The 17,515-nt window shown below is 40.8% G+C and carries 14 protein-coding genes, 6 tRNA genes and 1 rRNA gene; 5 read left to right on the forward strand and 16 right to left on the reverse strand.

Features of this window, described 5'->3' with window-relative positions:
* Window positions 1-144: 144 nt before the first annotated feature.
* Both CD122_RS05085 and CD122_RS05090 read right to left on the reverse strand, forming a co-directional pair.
* On the reverse strand, window positions 145-378 hold the full coding sequence (locus CD122_RS05085) for a hypothetical protein (protein ID WP_103357921.1): 234 nt from the start codon (window positions 376-378) through the stop codon (window positions 145-147).
* Between the two features lie 55 nt (window positions 379-433).
* Window positions 434-1,132 (reverse strand): FadR/GntR family transcriptional regulator, encoded by a 699-nt coding sequence (locus CD122_RS05090; protein WP_103357922.1) that lies wholly within the window; start codon window positions 1,130-1,132, stop codon window positions 434-436.
* A gap of 442 nt (window positions 1,133-1,574) precedes the next feature.
* Between CD122_RS05090 and CD122_RS05095 the strand changes: the two genes are divergently transcribed.
* Complete coding sequence (locus CD122_RS05095; RefSeq protein ID WP_103357923.1) at window positions 1,575-2,441, forward strand: hypothetical protein; 867 nt, start codon at window positions 1,575-1,577, stop codon at window positions 2,439-2,441.
* 57 nt (window positions 2,442-2,498) lie between these two features.
* Here the strand turns inward: CD122_RS05095 and CD122_RS05100 are convergent, their stop codons facing one another.
* The 3 genes from CD122_RS05100 to glmS form a co-directional block, all read right to left on the reverse strand.
* On the reverse strand, window positions 2,499-3,350 hold the full coding sequence (locus tag CD122_RS05100; protein ID WP_103357924.1) for an HAD family hydrolase: 852 nt from the start codon (window positions 3,348-3,350) through the stop codon (window positions 2,499-2,501).
* 77 nt (window positions 3,351-3,427) lie between these two features.
* The gene (locus CD122_RS05105) at window positions 3,428-4,204 is read right to left on the reverse strand and encodes an ABC transporter ATP-binding protein (RefSeq protein ID WP_103357925.1); all 777 of its coding nucleotides are present in this window, start codon (window positions 4,202-4,204) and stop codon (window positions 3,428-3,430) included.
* 98 nt (window positions 4,205-4,302) lie between these two features.
* A complete protein-coding gene (glmS, locus tag CD122_RS05110) occupies window positions 4,303-6,105 on the reverse strand; it encodes a glutamine--fructose-6-phosphate transaminase (isomerizing) (RefSeq protein ID WP_103357926.1) in 1,803 nt (600 codons plus the stop codon).
* Between the two features lie 605 nt (window positions 6,106-6,710).
* Between glmS and CD122_RS05115 the strand changes: the two genes are divergently transcribed.
* The 4 genes from CD122_RS05115 (at window position 6,711) to CD122_RS05130 (ending at window position 12,036) form a co-directional block, all read left to right on the forward strand.
* On the forward strand, window positions 6,711-8,228 hold the full coding sequence (locus CD122_RS05115) for a PTS mannitol transporter subunit IIBC (RefSeq protein ID WP_103357927.1): 1,518 nt from the start codon (window positions 6,711-6,713) through the stop codon (window positions 8,226-8,228).
* Between the two features lie 217 nt (window positions 8,229-8,445).
* On the forward strand, window positions 8,446-10,485 hold the full coding sequence (locus tag CD122_RS05120; RefSeq protein ID WP_103357928.1) for a BglG family transcription antiterminator: 2,040 nt from the start codon (window positions 8,446-8,448) through the stop codon (window positions 10,483-10,485).
* Window positions 10,486-10,498: 13 nt separating this feature from the next.
* Window positions 10,499-10,933 carry a PTS mannitol transporter subunit IIA gene (locus tag CD122_RS05125; RefSeq protein ID WP_103357929.1) on the forward strand — a complete coding sequence of 145 codons (435 nt, stop codon included), beginning with the start codon at window positions 10,499-10,501 and terminating at the stop codon, window positions 10,931-10,933.
* Window positions 10,933-12,036, forward strand: coding sequence for a mannitol-1-phosphate 5-dehydrogenase (locus CD122_RS05130; protein ID WP_103357930.1), 1,104 nt, complete (start codon window positions 10,933-10,935; stop codon window positions 12,034-12,036). Before CD122_RS05125 ends, CD122_RS05130 begins: the two co-directional genes overlap by 1 nt.
* 55 nt (window positions 12,037-12,091) lie before the next feature.
* On the opposite strand, the gene glmM is transcribed toward CD122_RS05130, so the two are convergent.
* From glmM to rrf, 11 genes are all read right to left on the reverse strand, one after another.
* Window positions 12,092-13,441: a phosphoglucosamine mutase gene (glmM, locus tag CD122_RS05135; protein ID WP_103357931.1), complete on the reverse strand. Its 1,350-nt coding sequence runs from the start codon at window positions 13,439-13,441 to the stop codon at window positions 12,092-12,094.
* Window positions 13,442-13,465: 24 nt separating this feature from the next.
* A complete protein-coding gene (locus CD122_RS05140) occupies window positions 13,466-14,398 on the reverse strand; it encodes a CdaR family protein (protein WP_103357932.1) in 933 nt (310 codons plus the stop codon).
* Window positions 14,399-15,205, reverse strand: coding sequence for a diadenylate cyclase CdaA (gene cdaA / locus CD122_RS05145; RefSeq protein WP_103357933.1), 807 nt, complete (start codon window positions 15,203-15,205; stop codon window positions 14,399-14,401).
* A gap of 81 nt (window positions 15,206-15,286) precedes the next feature.
* Window positions 15,287-16,192 carry an arginase gene (gene rocF / locus CD122_RS05150; protein WP_103357934.1) on the reverse strand — a complete coding sequence of 302 codons (906 nt, stop codon included), beginning with the start codon at window positions 16,190-16,192 and terminating at the stop codon, window positions 15,287-15,289.
* A gap of 727 nt (window positions 16,193-16,919) precedes the next feature.
* Window positions 16,920-16,992 (reverse strand) — tRNA-Lys (locus CD122_RS05155).
* Between the two features lie 3 nt (window positions 16,993-16,995).
* Window positions 16,996-17,070, reverse strand: a tRNA-Gln gene (locus tag CD122_RS05160).
* A 4-nt stretch (window positions 17,071-17,074) separates the two neighbouring features.
* Window positions 17,075-17,158, reverse strand: a tRNA-Tyr gene (locus CD122_RS05165).
* A 21-nt stretch (window positions 17,159-17,179) separates the two neighbouring features.
* Window positions 17,180-17,255, reverse strand: a tRNA-Val gene (locus CD122_RS05170).
* 6 nt (window positions 17,256-17,261) lie between these two features.
* Window positions 17,262-17,333 (reverse strand) — tRNA-Glu (locus tag CD122_RS05175).
* Window positions 17,334-17,338: 5 nt separating this feature from the next.
* Window positions 17,339-17,413: transfer RNA gene (locus CD122_RS05180), tRNA-Asn, on the reverse strand.
* Window positions 17,414-17,425: 12 nt separating this feature from the next.
* Window positions 17,426-17,515 (reverse strand): 5S ribosomal RNA (gene rrf / locus CD122_RS05185); the annotation flags it as partial.

Consider the following 17,515-nt stretch of genomic DNA (forward strand, 5'->3'; position numbering starts at 1 on the left):
AAAAGCTTGTAAAAATCTATTTTGACGCTGGTCAGCTATATAAATACTCAACCTTAAATTGAATGTTACAGCTCCATCACTTAATACTAAACTTTGCATTCTATCATCATGTATTTTTTAATTTCTATACTCATCTTAATTACATTATCCTAGAATTTGCATTAAGCCCGCGATTACTGGAAATACGTTGACCATAATGCCGCCTAATTTCAACATATTACTGATTTCCGCATTAGGTAATGTCCATAACGTCGCAATGATGCCAATCATACCAATAACGACCGGAAAAATCATTGATGGGAATAGCGCCACGTTAAAAAAGATACACGCGCCTGATATAATGCCACATAGTAACGCAATATATAAACCGATTTTCATTATTTGCACCTCTCTCTATCTCTCATGCTGCTACATTTGTATACGCTTACTTGAACTAGTCTACAATATAATGTTCGACCAACGTTTGACGGACCTCTGCTAAATGTGAAGTCATGCGTTGTTTCGCTAATTCTGCATTTTGCTGTTCGATTGCTTTCAAAATAGCAATATGTTCTTCAAGTAGACGCTCCATTGTCTTTTCACGATTGTACAAATAAATATGGCGTGTGCCTTTCATCGTCTGCTGAATTAAGTCAGAAATATTATGCAACAACTCGTACAACAATTCATTATCAGACGCTTTGGCAATTGCTAAATGAAAGCGTAAGTCTGCCGCTTCGCCCGATTGATGTGTGCGCATTGCCTGTTCCATATCATTCAATGCTAATTGCATTTCTGCCAACATATCTTCTGTTCGATGTTTAGCTGCAAATTGCACCGTCGATAATTCAACAACTTCACGCAACTCCAAAATTTCTTTTACCCTTTTAGGTGTCAATGCTTGTGAGATAAAGTCAAATAACTGCGGCGTTTTCTGTTTGACGAACGTACCATAGCCATGTTTCATCTCGACTAATCCGATAATACGCAACGCATTCAGCGCCTCTCTGACAGAAGCATTACTCACGCCGTATTCTTTTGCTAACTTTTGAATGGAAGGCAGACGTTCTCCTTCTTGTAACACACCATTTTCTATTTGTTCAATTAACCTATTTGCAATTTGCTCATAAATTTTTGGGCGTGATATCTTCATCTTGTACCTCCTTGTCACAATCGCTTTTATTGTACCAAATTTTACCGTACGAATTGCACTCATTTTCTATTATGTAATACAAATGCAATACGCTGTAGTTCTGCTTAAATTCCATTATCAAGCGTTTTATGTATTTTTTTATGCTCCAAGTAACACTATCTATATCAAATATCCATGATTTATACGATTTTATGGGCGTGAGACAGAAATCTCATTTAACAAAAAAGCGTCCGTTATCCTACCCGCATGGCTAAGTACGTTCACGCCAGTCAGCTACTGCCATCTACATCAATACTCGATTTTAAATCGTATGTTTCTATTAGGATCCCAGTCTCTTTTCGTCATGTTATTTAACGTGAACCCATCAAACTTTTACCATATTTATTCCCAAATCGCTTCGTTTTTGATATGGTGGAGTATATGTCGAAAGGAGTGCTTCCGATTGTTTAGTTTTACAAGTAAATTTTTACAACATACAAAATCAGAACGTAAAAAGCTATACAGCATGAACTTGATTAACTTTGTCTTGATGTTGTTATTACTCACTGTCTCAGCTTTACCGTTGAGCTTTGTCTTCAACTTATGGGCAACAGCTTTCTTCACTGGACAAGGCAATAGTGGCTCACTCATTCTCGTAACAGTTGGCGCCTTATTATTGATTGTCTTAATGTTCTTAATGCTGACATTTCCATTGCTCACAGGTAGTATCCGCTCAATTTATCATGCAGTTGCAGAACACGACTCAGTTAAATGGTCACACCTGTTCCAATCTTTCAAAGGAAAAGTCTGGCTTAAAAGTGTATTAGTAGGTTTAACATCAACATTGTTCATGCTTGTCGTATTCATTGTTGATTACTTTATTACCGTGGGATTACGTAACATGTTCGGCTCACTTGCAACAAGTGAAACATCCGTGATGCTTGTCTTATTTGTGATATCCATCATCTCAAGTATTTACACATGGTTAATGTTTGTATTCATCATTAATATGGTGATTGCTTTCATCAAAAACCCTCAAGATAAAGTTCGCGATGATATGAAAGCAGCTTGGCAAGCAATGCGCAATGGTCAAAAGACATTTTTATCTTTCTATATTGGCATCTTGCTATTGAATTTTGTATTATTGCTTATCACTGGTCCAGTTATCGCGACAATACAAATGAACTTGGCACATATTTCACAAAATACAGCACAAATCATCACATGGGTTGTCAACGTCCTATACTTCTTCATCCGTTACACTGTGTACTTCTTTATCATTGGTACAATCGTAACGTACTATCATCATCAAGGACGTAAAGACGCATAACTATGATAAAGTGGGACAGGAATCTTTAAAAATGGGATTCCTGTCTCGCTTTTTTGCTTATAATAAATGTTCAGCAAGAAAATGTGCAGCGCCGTCTTGATCATTATCGACAGCTGTTTCATATGCCGTTAGCGCTTTAATCCGCTCATTCGCATTCTTCATTGCAACTGTTACGCCACCTACTTTAAACATCGTACGGTCATTGTCGCTATCGCCAATTACCAATGTATCTGCAATGTCGATGTTAAAATGCGCACACATCTCTTGAATGCCAGTACCCTTGTTCACTTGATATGCCATCGTCTCTACATTGTTTGGTGTCGATTGAGAAACTTCAATTTTGAGCGTCTCCATCTGTGCTTTCATCGCATTACGAAACGTCGCAATCATCTCCAAATTCGGATGGAATAAATAAATTTTCGAGTAGTCCAAGCCTGTAGGAATCGCTGCACGCCATGTCAACTTGCTCGCTACGGCTTCTTGTCTTGATAACCATTCGCTAATCCCCACACTCTCCGGTTTATCGCCGTCTACTAAATCTAACATCCATGCTTTATCCGCTTCACATGAAAAACGTGGTTCATCAAATGGGAACACTTCATAGTAAATACCCGCTTGTTGTGCTTGATCTACAATCGCACGCACACCTTCTTCTCCTAAGCCGTGTTGGAATAGCACCTCGTCGTTAATATGACCAATTGTGCCATTCGATGAAATGATGCCATCAAACTGCATCGTCTCAGGAATTAATAATGGAATCTCTGCTTTCGCACGTCCTGTTGCTAAAAAGACTTTATACCCTGCCTTTCTAAGCTGCGCAATCACATCCGCTGTATAATCAGAACTGCGATTGTTTTCACGCAAAATCGTACCGTCCATATCTAAAAATATCGCCTTAACTTGTCGCATCGTTGCCTATCCTTTCATCGATAATCTTCTCGTATAAAGTGTGTCATCTTCTCAATATAAAAGCAATCAAAACCCCTTTATTGGCGAATCATTTGGTAGCGTCCTTGTTGGTGTTGGAGCGTCACCGGCATATCAAATAGTTCTGTCAAATGGCCACTTGTTAATGTTTCTGCAATCGGGCCACTTGCACGTGCAACACCTTGTTTAAGCAACAGTGCATGTGTAAAATCTGCGGTCACTTCTTCAACAAAATGCGTGACATAAATAACTGCCATATCTGAATAATCGTCATGCATCCCCGTTAACATATCTAATAACTGTTCACGTCCGACAAAGTCCAAGCCATTACACGGTTCATCTAAAATAAGTAACTTTGGTCGTGTAACAAGTGCCCGTGCTAACAGTACACGCTGTTGTTCCCCGGTCGATAAGCGTCCGAAATAATCATTTTCAAAGCGCGTCATATCAAAACGTGCCAGCATGTGTTGGGCGAGCGCCACATCCTGTTCAGTCGGAGTTTGATAGACGCCGATAGACTTATAAATACCGCTCAGCACGACATCTCTAACCCGTTCACCTTCCGCAAATCGATCACGTAAACTCCCTGATACATAACCAATCTGTTCGTGTACACGATGTGCCGAATAGCCTTCTCGTCCTGGTGTCATCCCAAACAAACTGACCTCGCCTTGTGTGGCAAAATCATAGGCTGTGATAATATTCAACAATGTACTCTTCCCAGCACCATTCATGCCGTAGACTAACCATTTCTCACCTGGTTGAATGTGCCATGAAATGTCTTGAAGTAACTGTTGACCACCTTTACGTTTTGCCATTTCTTTTAAAATAATCATCCAAAATCCCCCTTTGTTTATCTTGCTATTCAAAAAAGGCTGACTTCACAAAAGATGAAATCAGCCGAATGTTTTTATTGAGTTTATCTTACTGCAACCTATTCTACTGTTACAGATTTTGCTAAGTTACGTGGTTTATCCACATCTAAGTCACGGTGTAATGCCGCATAGTATGAAATCAATTGTAATGTCACAACTGATACTAATGGTGTTAACAATTCGTGTACGTGTGGAATCACATATGTGTCGCCGTCTTTTTCAAGACCTTCCATTGAGATAATACATGGGTTCGCACCACGAGCTACGACTTCTTTCACATTGCCTCGGATAGATAAGTTCACGTGTTCTTGTGTTGCTAATGCCACGACTGGTGTACCTTCTTCAATCAATGCGATTGTACCGTGTTTTAATTCCCCACCAGCGAAACCTTCAGCTTGAATATATGAAATCTCTTTTAACTTCAATGCACCTTCTAGGCTGACATTGTAGTCTACCGCACGACCGATAAAGAATGCGTTGCGTGTTGTTTCTAAGAAGTCTGTCGCAATTTGTTCCATTTTTGGTGCGTCATCAACGATTGTTTCGATAGCTGCAGTCACTTTTGCAAGTTCTGGCAATAAGTCAACATCTGTTTGACGACCACGTGCTGTCGCAACAACTTGCGCTAAGATTGATAATACCGCAATTTGTGCTGTATATGCTTTTGTTGATGCAACGGCAATCTCTGGACCTGCATGTAACAATAACGTATGATCCGCTTCACGAGATAATGTTGAACCAGCAACGTTTGTAATTGTTAATGAACGATGACCTAATTTTGTTGTTTCAACGAGTACCGCACGGCTATCTGCTGTTTCACCTGATTGTGAGATGTAAACGAATAATGGACGTTCAGATAATAATGGCATGTTGTAAACAAATTCTGATGCTACGTGTACTTCTGTTGGTACGCCTGCCCATTTTTCTAAATACTCTTTGCCGACTAAGCCTGCATGATAGCTAGTACCTGCAGCGATAATGTAAATGCGGTCTGCGTTTTGAACATCTTTAACAATCTCTGGGTCAACACTTAAGTTACCTTGATCGTCTTGGTACGCTTGAATAATACGACGCATTGCTGCAGGTTGTTCATGAATTTCTTTTAACATGTAGTGTGCATAAACACCTTTTTCAGCGTCTGATGCGTCAATTTCAGCTGTGTAGCTTTCACGTTCAACAACATTACCTTCTAAGTCTTTAATAACGACTTGATCACGTTGTACTAACACAACTTCTTGGTCTTTTAATTCTTTGTATTCGCTTGTTACTTGAATCATTGCTAATGCATCTGATGCGATAACGTTGAAGTTGTCACCAATACCTACAAGTAATGGTGATTTGTTTTTCGCTACATAGATAGTGTCGTTGTCTTCGCTATCTAATAAACCAAGCGCATATGAACCGTGTAATAATGAAACCACTTTTGTAAATGCTGCTTCTGTTGTCATACCTTGATTAGCAAAGTATTCCACTAATTGTACGATAACTTCTGTATCTGTTTCTGACACAAATGTAACATCCGAAACATAAGTATCTCTTAACTCTTCATAGTTTTCGATCACACCGTTGTGTACAAGTGTATAACGACCACTTGCTGATTGATGAGGGTGTGAGTTTTCATAGTTCGGCACACCATGTGTCGCCCAACGTGTATGTCCAATACCCGCTTGACCATCAATATCATTGTCAGCCGCTTTACGTAACTCAGCAATACGCCCTTTTGCTTTTGTCACAGTAACCTCTTTGTCATCACGTGTCGCGATACCCGCTGAGTCATAGCCACGATATTCTAACTTTTCTAACCCACGTAATAAAATTTCTTTTGCTTTCTCATAACCAATATAACCTACAATTCCGCACATAAATCTTTTCCTCCATTACAAAATAACGGTACCTCAAGCTGTGTTTGCATTGTCTGTATTCTGCTTTAATACATCACAATAGAAACGACACCTTGTGCATCGCTTTTTCTCAGTTTTTAAATTTGTGTTTGGCGATCTTACTAACTTTGTCCAAAAAGTTGCCCTCTTGTTTTAATTAATAAGCTAACGAATGAGCCACATCCGGGATAGCATCCGCCGATCTGATTCGATCACTATCCTCCTCGTCTACAAGCCTGCTAGTTCATCTCAATATACACTCTGCTTTAGTCTATATCTCCTCGATCAACCGCCCGTACTTGTGCTGGCGCTTTGTCGTTTAACCTCACAATCCTCCTTCTCTTTTTGAATATATCTCATTTTACACTGATGAAAACAATCATTGCAAATAAAACTGCTATTTTCATCTAAAATATTAAGCAATTTGTCCACATTTCGTTCATCAATTCTTGTCATGACGCCTTAATCATTATTTGTCATTTTAGGCCTGCCAATACAGCATTTTCTATTCATTGTCGCTAGGCCCTACCACACCTATGATGAAGTTAGAACGACACATTCAATGAAATGAAAGGATGATAAAAACTATGTCAAACACACACGCAAAAGCACAACAAGCTATGAAAGTACGTGTGCAACGCAATGTCCAAGCGTTCGGCTCATTTCTATCGAGCATGATCATGCCAAATATCGGCGCATTTATCGCTTGGGGACTGATTACCGCCTTATTTATCCCGGACGGCTGGTATCCAAATAAAGAACTTGCCGCAATGGTCGACCCGATGATCAAATACTTGATTCCACTTCTTATCGCATTTAGTGGTGGACGTCTTGTCCATGACCTTCGCGGTGGTATCGTCGGTGCAACTGCCACAATGGGGGTTATTGCTGCATTCCCTGAAACACCTATGTTAATCGGTGCCATGATAATGGGGCCACTCGTTGGTTGGATGATGAAAAAGGTCGATGCCTTCTTACAACCACGCACACCAAACGGCTTAGAAATGCTCGTGAATAACTTTTCGGCTGGTTTCTTAGCCTTCTTTATGACCATTCTTGGCTTCAAAGCACTCGCACCAGTTGTATCTGGTCTAATGCACTTGTTAGGTATGGGCGTTGACTTCTTAATTGGTAAACACCTGCTTCCTTTAGTCAGCGTACTCATCGAACCTGCCAAAATCGTCTTTTTAAACAATGCGATTAACCACGGCGTACTGACACCGTTAGCGGCAGATCAAGTGAGTGAAGCCGGCAAATCTATTTTGTACACATTAGAGTCAAACCCTGGACCAGGTCTCGGAATTCTCCTTGCATACATGGTCTTCGGTAAAGGCACTGAAAAAGCAACGTCATACGGCGCAGCATTCATCCACTTTATTGGTGGGATTCATGAAATCTACTTCCCGTATGTCTTAGCACGTCCATTGCTTATCCTAGCAGCCATTGCTGGTGGCATGACGGGTGTTGCGACATTTAGCTTATTTAACTTTGGGTTAACAAGCCCTGCATCACCAGGATCAATTTTCGCATACCTTGCCGTTACACCAAAAGGTGGCTATCTCATTATGTTACTCGGCGTCTTCTTATCAACGCTTGTAACGTTTATCATCGCTAGCATTATCTTAAAATTCACAAAAAATCCTACGAAGAGTCTTTCTGATGCGACAGCACAAATGGAAGCAACAAAAGGTAAAAAATCAACAGTTAGCAGTGCATTAACAGAAAAAACTAACGCAGCGTCAACAGATGAAACTGATACTGAAGCGTTATTAAATCGCTACGACACAGAAGACGTAAGTGCACATAAATACCACGATGTCACACAAGTCATCTTTGCTTGTGATGCCGGTATGGGTTCAAGTGCGATGGGTGCCAGCATGTTACGTAAAAAGTTTGAAAAAGCAGGCATTGAAAACGTCACAGTTATCAACAAAGCCATCAACCAATTAACAGATGATGCACAACTCGTCATCACGCAGAAAAAGTTAACAGATCGCGCGATTAAACAAGTACCAAACGCAATTCATTTATCCGTTGATAACTTCTTAAATTCACCTCGCTATGAAGCGTTAATGACTCAAATCAAAGCCGATCAACAACAATAATGCTGTGTGGAGAACAAGAGGTTGGGACAAAAGCGGTTAGGATTTGAGCAGAACCGAACGATGAGCAAAATTGCTTTTTGATTTTGCCGAAATCGTGGAAGTTCTGTCGAAAATCCTGCTTTTGGGACACCATTTATCGGTTTCCCAGTACTTAAATTTATTGTATCCCAACCTCCCTCTCCCACTTTTTTCACACAAGCAAAGGGGTGAAATATTTATGTATATGGGGACGAGAGAACGTCAAATTATAGCCATTTTACTCAAAAACAAAGGGTATCCAGTCAACCTTTTCGATATTGCACAACAACTTGCCGTTTCTTCACGTACTGTCCATCGCGAACTGAAAAATCTCGATACGACGTTAAGTGCCTTTGATATCACACTCAGGCGCATTAAAAACAAAGGCATCTTGCTTGAAGGCGATGACACAGCATTCGATGCACTCACACAAGCATTGAACGCTTTAGAAGTCGTTGATTTAACGCAAGAAGAACAAAAGGTCATTGTGCTATACGCCTTAATTCAAAGTGGAGAGCCTGTCAAACAGATTAGTCTTGCTTCCGAAATTGGGGCGTCACTTCCTCAACTTACGAAAGTACTCGATGACTTATCTGTAGATTTGCATCAATTTCATATCAAGTTAGTACGCAAACGCGGTGAAGGTATTTCAATTATTGGCAGTGAAATGCAGAAACGTGCGCTATTAAGTCAATTAATGATCGAGCGCCTTAACAGTACGAGTGTCTATTCCGTTATTGAAAACCATTTTGTGTTCCAAACGCTGAATCAGGAACGATTACCAATGGTCGATATGAAGGACATTTTCCAAGTGGAGCGTTTGTTAATGGACGACTTGGATCAATTGCCATACACGTTAACAGAATCTAGTTACTTGGCACTCATCGTGCATATTGTACTCAGCATTGAGCGGATGAAGCACCAGCAATTTGTTTCCGTAGAGCCAAACATTATTGCGGAAGTACGTGACACGCTTGAATTTCAAATTGCGACACATATTGCTGAACGATTAGGGCATCACTATCAGGTCGCTTTTGACGAATCAGAAATTACGTTTATGACGATTCATTTACGTGGCGCAAAACGACGCAATGATAAGGATATTCCGACACAGGAAAGTAATCGTGCACTTGTGAATCGCTTGATTGATGACGTCATTGCACAGACGACGTATCAATTTGACTCACGCTCAGAATTAGAGACTGGTCTGCTGTTGCATTTACCGCCAGCCATTAACAGGATACGCGCCAATATTAAAACGTACAATCCAATGACACAACGCATTCGTTCAACGTATCCGACACTTTACGATGCCATTGCACGAAGCCTTGAACAAGCACTGCCATCGTTAACATTTCCGGATTATGAAATTGCCTTTCTTGTCTTACATTTCGGTGGTGCCATTTCTAAGAATAAACGTACAACAAAAGTACTTGTCGTATGTAGTAGCGGTATTGGTACGAGTCGCATCCTTGCTAACCGTTTGCGCGAATCGTTTCCAATGATTGACGACATTACGCAGGCGGCAGTGAGTACGTTGAAGACACATGATTTAAACGATTATGACGCGATTATTTCAACGATTGAGTTAGATATTAATGAGCCTTATTTAACGGTGAATCCTTTATTGCCTGAACATGAGTTGGCACAAACGACTACATTTTTACAAGAACAACTGGCAACGAAGGACACACAGCCATTGACGATGGTGCAAAAGGAAACAGAGAGGACACAGTCAAATCACGCAGTCTCATTAGATGGTGTGAATCAAAAACTCACGTTAGTGGACGAATGTTTATCACTCGTTACTGACTTAACTGTTTCAGAAGTTGACTATCGTGACTTAGGCGATGAACTTGCGGAATACCTTGCTGATCAAGGCGTTATTACAAATGTACAAGAAGTTGCGCAACGGTTAGTCGAACGAAATCAACATCAAAGCTTTACGTTAACTCCCTATCCCGTGGCAATTCCTCACATGACAGACGCACACATTTTAAAGCCACATTTTAGCATTGGCAAATTAACAAATCCTATTAACCTTTCGACAAATGAGCCTATTCATTATGTGATTTGTGCCGTGTTGCCTGAAACGAGTCAATTACAACCACTTATTAGCCAGCTATATAGCTATGTCACAGAACACTTAGACAATCTCGACACGTGGTTATCGGAAGCAGCAGAAGTTGAACAAGCATTGAAACATCAAATATTAACATTCATTAAACAAACCTTATAGGAGTTGAAATACAATGGAAAACTTATTACGTGATGACAACATTTTATTAAATCAATCATTTAATTCACAAGAAGAAGCAATTAAACGTGCAGGACAGCTACTCGTTCAAAGCGGTGCAGTGACAGAAGACTACATCCCAGCAATGTTAGAACGTGAAAACATCGTCTCTACGTATATGGGCAACTGGCTGGCAATTCCACACGGTACAGATGACGCGAAATCAGCAGTGTTAGATTCGAGCTTAGCCCTTCTACAAATCCCTAATGGCTTAGATTGGGGCGGTGAAGAAGTCAAAGTCGTTATCGGCATTGCAGGTAAAGACGGCACGCACTTAGAACTGTTATCTCAAATTGCCATTGCATTCAGTGAAGAAGAAAACGTAGAAAAAATCGTCAACGCACAAACAACATCAGAAATTCGACATATTCTTGAGGAGGCGGATGTGTAATGAACGCACTACACTTTGGCGCTGGTAATATCGGTCGCGGATTTATCGGCTTAATATTAGCAGACAACAACTACCACGTTACCTTTGCAGATGTGAATGATACCCTTGTTAACGCATTAAAAGAGGCACAACAATATGACGTAACACTCGCAGACCCCGAACATACAACAACAACTGTTAAAAATGTAACAGGTTTACACTCAGTTCAAGATCAAACAGTACTTGAAACAGAAATTGAAACTGTCGACTTAATTACAACTGCTGTAGGCGTGAACATTCTGCCAATCGTTGCCAAGACATTAGCACCGATTTTGAAAAAACGTACAACACCAGTTAACGTTGTCGCTTGTGAAAATGCCATCAACGCAACTGATCAATTAGCAGCAGCAATCCGTGAATTAGTCGGCGAACTACCTGATTGCGTACACTTTTCAAATGCAGCCGTCGACCGTATCGTCCCTGCGCAATCACACGACAATGTTTTAGACGTGACAGTCGAGCCATTTTTTGAATGGGTTATTGAAAGTCCGACTTGGTATGGCGACAAACTCACAGGTGTCACTTACGTAGATAACTTAGCGCCTTATATTGAACGCAAACTCTTAACGGTTAATACCGGACACGCCTATCTCGCATATGCCGGGCAATATTACGGCCATCAAACAATTTTAGAAGCGATTCAAGATGCGCCGGTGGCTGACGGACTTGAACAAGTTTTAACGGAAACAAGTCACTATATCGAAACACAATTCGATATTGATGACGACACGCAATCAAACTATCGTAAAAAAATCATCGCCCGTTTCTATAACCCGAACCTCTCAGATGACATCGTTCGTGTTGGACGTGGCGTATTGCGTAAGTTAGGACCCGAAGACCGTATTATCAAGCCATTAAAAGCATTGGTACAAGCAGGTCAACCACACGACGCGTTGACACAACTTGCTGCCTTCGCATTGCGCTATGAAGATGCACAAGATACTGAAACAGTAGAGAAAAATAAACAACTTGCCGAACAAGGTATCATTGCATTCTTACAACAACATGCACAACTTGATACAGCAACTGCGGAAACAATCAGCGCAGTCTATCACAAATTATAAGATAGCAAAAACCCGTGACCTTCTCATAAGATCACGGGTTTCTTTTCATGTTGGCTTATAAGCCCATTTTTTCTTCTACAACATCTGCAATCGTCTGCGCAAAACGCAATGCATCTTCATCCGTTTTCGCTTCAACCATCACACGTACAAGCGGCTCAGTACCAGACGGACGTACTAAAATACGACCTTCTCCGTTCATTTCCACTTCAACACGTGACATCACTTCTTTAACATCAGCGTTATCTTCCACGCCATATTTATCAGTAACTCTCACGTTCACAAGTGATTGCGGATATTTCTTCATTTGTGCAGCTAACTCACTTAACTTTTTGCCTGAGCGCTTCACAACCGCCGCAAGTTGTACACCTGTTAATAAACCATCACCAGTTGTGTTATAGTCCATCATCACGATATGACCTGATTGTTCGCCACCTAAGTTGTAATTGCCACGACGCATTTCTTCAACAACGTAGCGATCCCCAACTTTCGTTTTGTTCGACTGAATACCTTCCGCTTCTAACGCTTTGTAGAAACCTAAGTTACTCATCACTGTAGATACAATCATGTTGTCATTCAATTCATGGTTTTTCGCCATTTCTTGACCAATGATAAACATAATTTGGTCACCATCCACAATATTACCTTGCTCATCAACCGCGATTAAACGGTCACCGTCGCCATCGAACGCCAAACCAAAGTCACAGCCTTCTTCAACAACTTTTTGCGCTAAAGGTTCTGGATGCGTTGAACCAACACCTTCATTGATGTTATAACCGTCCGGGCTACAACCAATTGTAACAGTATCCGCTTCAAGGTCACCGAATAAGAATGGCGCAAGAGATGCCGTCGAACCATTCGCACCGTCTAAACCAATCTTCAAGCCTTCTAAATTCACTTCTACCGTCGATTTTAAGTAGCTCAAGTACTTTTGTGCACCTTCAAAGTAATCAGATGTATGCACAATTTGCGTACCTGTTGGTCGTGGTAATTCCGTTTGCGTATCATCTAATAACGCTTCAATCTCTTGCTCTTGTGCATCTGACAATTTAAAACCGTCAGAACCAAAGAATTTAATACCGTTATCTGCCACTGGATTGTGTGATGCTGAAATCATGACACCTAACTCAGCTTCCATCTCACGTGTTAAATAGGCAACACCTGGTGTCGAAATAACGCCTAAGCGCATCACTTCCGCACCAATTGACACAAGCCCGGCAATTAAGGCGTTCTCTAACATTTCACCAGAAACACGTGTATCTTTCCCCACTAAAACACGTGGATGTTCTTTATGTGCGTTATGTGCTAATACATAACCACCGTATCTCCCTAATTTAAATGCTAACTCAGGTGTTAATTCTTGGTTGGCAACGCCTCTGACACCGTCTGTCCCAAAATATTTACCCATAATTCATATCTCCTTTTATTTCATTCATTCAACTGAAATTGTTGCTGTTAATTCTGCTGGCTTTGCATAAGAAACTTCTTTCGGTAAATTCAACTTGACCGTTCGCGTTGTAGTCGTTTCGACACCGTTGACATCAACTTCTCCTGTGATTTCATCAATATCTTCTAACACTTCACGATCGCCATAAAGTTCAATTTCTGACTTATCTAAAGTGACATCGCTAACTTGATAACCATCAGCAGCTGTCCCTTTTTTCGTTAAATTCACCTTCACTTTTTTATGATAAGGTTCCACATCTACCGTTAAATCAACAGTAGATGGTTCCACTTGAACATCAAGCTTATTCATATTCTTATCAAAAACAGATACATTTGCTTTCGCCGTTGTTTTTTGTGCTATCTGGAAATCTTCTCTAAAGCTCGCCTTCGCAAACGCAATACGGTCCAACTGCTCTTTGCCACCAGTTACCTTCACTGTACGAACGCCCACCTTAGCATCTGAAACCTGATAGTTAGGATCAATCGCATAGCGGCTAATATTTGGCTCAACAACCACATTACGCGTCTCTTTCTTCTCGACAGAAAGTGTTGTTTCTTTCGGATACACGCGATAGTTAATATCCTTATCTAAGCCGCGCACTTGAAACGGAACAGTTTGCTCTCCCGTACTCGCATCTGTTACATCTAACGTCACTTTGTAATCTTCAACCTTTTGTGCTTGTAACACTTTAGATTGTGGACCACTCAGCTCAACATCTACCGTATCTGGCGCACCGGATACATAAAGGTTTTTGTTGTTATTAATGACTTCGACAGGCACATTCTTAATCGTTTTATGACCGTCTTTCGCAATATTATCTGTCGTAAATGAATCGCCTAAGACGTTATTCACTGATAAAAAGAGTAATAATGCGATAATCAGCGCAAAAAAACGCAAGCCCCATTTAGACTCTAACATCTAATTCACACCTTTCTTTGCAAAGTGTGTTCCAAACCAATGTTCAGACAATAACTCTTCAAATACTTCCACCGAAATATCTTTACGTAGCTTGCCGTCAAAAGTCACAGAGATAGAACCTGTTTCTTCTGAGACAATAACAGTGAACGCATCAGACACCTCTGAAATACCTACCGCAGCACGATGACGTGTCCCTAAACTCTTAGCAATTTTCGGACTGTCCGACAACGGTAAATAACTTGCCGCCGTCGCAATCTTATCGCCTTGAATAATCATCGCACCATCATGAAGTGGTGTATTCGGAATAAACACATTCGTCAATAACTCTTGTGAAATATCAGAATGCATCGGAATACCCGTTTCAATATAATCTTGCAATCCTGTTTCTTTTTCAAAAACAATCAATGCACCGATGCGACGTTTCGCCATATACTGCACCGCTTTAGATACAGCTTCAATCAACTTAGGTACCTCTTCGGAAGTTGTTCCCGTATAGCGTTTAAGGAAACTTCCACGTCCTAACTGTTCTAACGCCCTTCTAATCTCAGGTTGGAAGATTACAATGATCGCTAAAAAGCCCCATTGCATAACTAAATCAAACATTCTTGAAGTCGTTGTTAACTGTAAATACTCACTAACCGCTTTACCGACCAGAATAAATAATATCCCTTTTAATAACTGAATCGCTTTTGTCCCCTTAAAGACTGCAATCAATAAGTAGATGACATACCAAACAATTAATAAATCTAGAATACCAGTGACTACTTCAAGTGTACTTAAGTTTGAAAAGAGATTTGAAATATGCATAGCATCTCCTCCGGTAATCTATTCCCATAACTTTTATTATAACAAGGATGATAGTCAATTGTCATACATCATTTGCCCGATTTACAATAATGTTTCACCGAAGAAAGAGCCCAACAATGCGACCGCCTGTTCAGCTGTATGATTCCCTTGATCTAACAGCGGATTCACCTCAACTAAATCAAGCGACGTAATCAGACCCGATTGCTGCAACAACTCTAACGCATAATGACTCTCACGGTACGTTAAACCACCCGACACCTTCGTACCCGTTCCTGGCGTTTCATTCGGATCTAATGCATCAACGTCTAACGATAAATGAACACCATCCGTACGATCTTTAAGATAATCGATACTTTCCTTTATGACTTGTTGAATACCCATCGCATCAATATCAGCCATCGTATACGTTTTAATATGATGTTGTTTAATGTATTCACGTTCTCCATAATCCAAATCACGCATCCCAATCAACACAATGCGATCAGGCGTCACTTTCGGCGCAAAGCCCCCCAATTGAACTAACTGTTCGTCACCTTCCCCAGCAAGCACATGTAACGACATACCGTGTATATTGCCAGACGGCGACTCCTCAGGAATATTCAAATCACCGTGCGCATCATACCAAATAACCCCTAACGATTCGTAGTGCTTACTTACAGCTGAAATAGACCCAATCGCTAGAGAATGATCCCCACCGAGCACGACCGGAAAATGACCTTGTTCAATGCTGTCAGATACTTTATTCATTAACCGTTCATTATATGTTAATATCTCTTCAAAATTTCTTAGTCCTTCTTGCGGACCTTGGATCTTCTCAACGTCCACACGTGGCACTTCAATATTACCACTATCTATCACTTCATGACCGATACGCTTTAATCGCTCTACCGCACCTGCATAACGTATCGCGTCTGGACCAAAGTCCACACCAAATTTTTGTTGTCCAAATAATACTGGTGCACCAATCAATTCTATTTTTTTCTTCATCTCTTATAACCCCTTTATTTGTTAATTATAATAGACAATCCCCCTTTATGATTATCTATCATATTATTGTCAGAATAATCATTAATCATGATAAAATCAAGTATTTCTATTATATATTGCTATATGGGTAAAATTGTTTCTGTCTAATTTTTTATTTCTATAAGAGGCTATCAATATGATAAAAAGCGGGTTTTTAGGGGAAGACTTTTGAATCATATAGTAACAGTGTAAAGGCGCTACTACTATAACTTATGTATCAACAAAGTATTTGAAGTGGTTCTATCAATTTGAGATGATTTTTCGAAATCTTTGCTTCTCGAATACTGGCAAAAGCGTTGGAACATCTATTTATGACTTTAGTCGCATATAACTTTATCTTAAGTTGGATGACAATATAAAAAATAATACAAGGTACTTATAATGATCTGTCTGGTACAGAAGATGAGCAGTAAAAGCATAGTATCGAACTTTATCATGTGTTGCAGACGTCCATTCTACATAGCCTTGTATGATATTTCTGTTCATCAGTGCGAGTGTTTGCATCCTACTTCCTTCAGATTCGACTTCGCAAAGGATACCCTTGTCTTTTTCCACTTCGCAATGGACACCCTTGTCTTTCGCTAACAGTTCCTACTACCAAGCCTGTAACGGACATTCACCGTCAAGTTATTACTCATGCCGAACGCACAACAAAAAACCCTACCTCGATTGAGATAGGGTCTACAAGTGAGCCATAGAGGATTCGAACCTCTGACCCTCTGATTAAAAGTCAGATGCTCTACCAACTGAGCTAATGGCTCATATGGCTGGGCTAGCTGGATTCGAACCAGCGAGTGACGGAGTCAAAGTCCGTTGCCTTACCGCTTGGCTATAGCCCAATGATGGTGGAGGGGGGCAGATTCGAACTGCCGAACCCGAAGGAGCGGATTTACAGTCCGCCGCGTTTAGCCACTTCGCTACCCCTCCGCATATGTAATTGAAAAGAAATGGTGGAGAATGACGGGTTCGAACCGCCGACCCTCTGCTTGTAAGGCAGATGCTCTCCCAGCTGAGCTAATTCTCCAAAAAGTGACCCCTACGGGACTCGAACCCGTGTTACCGCCGTGAAAGGGCGGTGTCTTAACCGCTTGACCAAGGGGCCTTATATGGCTCCACAGGTAGGACTCGAACCTACGACCGATCGGTTAACAGCCGATAGCTCTACCACTGAGCTACTGTGGATTAATTAAAATTACCTGGCACCGTCCTACTCTCGCGGAACGTAAGTCCGACTACCATCGGCGCTAAAGAGCTTAACTTCTGTGTTCGGCATGGGAACAGGTG

Origin of the sequence: Staphylococcus rostri (genome assembly GCF_002902145.1) — a bacterium.
Taxonomy (GTDB): domain Bacteria; phylum Bacillota; class Bacilli; order Staphylococcales; family Staphylococcaceae; genus Staphylococcus; species Staphylococcus rostri.

What these genes read in the sequence shown, in the direction of transcription:
- CD122_RS05085 (WP_103357921.1), bottom strand. Translation starts at nt 378, where the DNA reads ATGAAAATCGGTTTATATATTGCGTTACTATGTGGCATTATATCAGGC.
- CD122_RS05090 (WP_103357922.1), bottom strand. Translation starts at nt 1,132, where the DNA reads ATGAAGATATCACGCCCAAAAATTTATGAGCAAATTGCAAATAGGTTA.
- CD122_RS05100 (WP_103357924.1), bottom strand. Translation starts at nt 3,350, where the DNA reads ATGCGACAAGTTAAGGCGATATTTTTAGATATGGACGGTACGATTTTG.
- CD122_RS05105 (WP_103357925.1), bottom strand. Translation starts at nt 4,204, where the DNA reads ATGATTATTTTAAAAGAAATGGCAAAACGTAAAGGTGGTCAACAGTTA.
- glmS (WP_103357926.1), bottom strand. Translation starts at nt 6,105, where the DNA reads ATGTGCGGAATTGTAGGTTATATTGGTTATGAGAAAGCAAAAGAAATT.
- CD122_RS05115 (WP_103357927.1), top strand. Translation starts at nt 6,711, where the DNA reads ATGTCAAACACACACGCAAAAGCACAACAAGCTATGAAAGTACGTGTG.
- CD122_RS05120 (WP_103357928.1), top strand. Translation starts at nt 8,446, where the DNA reads ATGTATATGGGGACGAGAGAACGTCAAATTATAGCCATTTTACTCAAA.
- CD122_RS05125 (WP_103357929.1), top strand. Translation starts at nt 10,499, where the DNA reads ATGGAAAACTTATTACGTGATGACAACATTTTATTAAATCAATCATTT.
- CD122_RS05130 (WP_103357930.1), top strand. Translation starts at nt 10,933, where the DNA reads ATGAACGCACTACACTTTGGCGCTGGTAATATCGGTCGCGGATTTATC.
- glmM (WP_103357931.1), bottom strand. Translation starts at nt 13,441, where the DNA reads ATGGGTAAATATTTTGGGACAGACGGTGTCAGAGGCGTTGCCAACCAA.
- CD122_RS05140 (WP_103357932.1), bottom strand. Translation starts at nt 14,398, where the DNA reads ATGTTAGAGTCTAAATGGGGCTTGCGTTTTTTTGCGCTGATTATCGCA.
- cdaA (WP_103357933.1), bottom strand. Translation starts at nt 15,205, where the DNA reads ATGCATATTTCAAATCTCTTTTCAAACTTAAGTACACTTGAAGTAGTC.
- rocF (WP_103357934.1), bottom strand. Translation starts at nt 16,192, where the DNA reads ATGAAGAAAAAAATAGAATTGATTGGTGCACCAGTATTATTTGGACAA.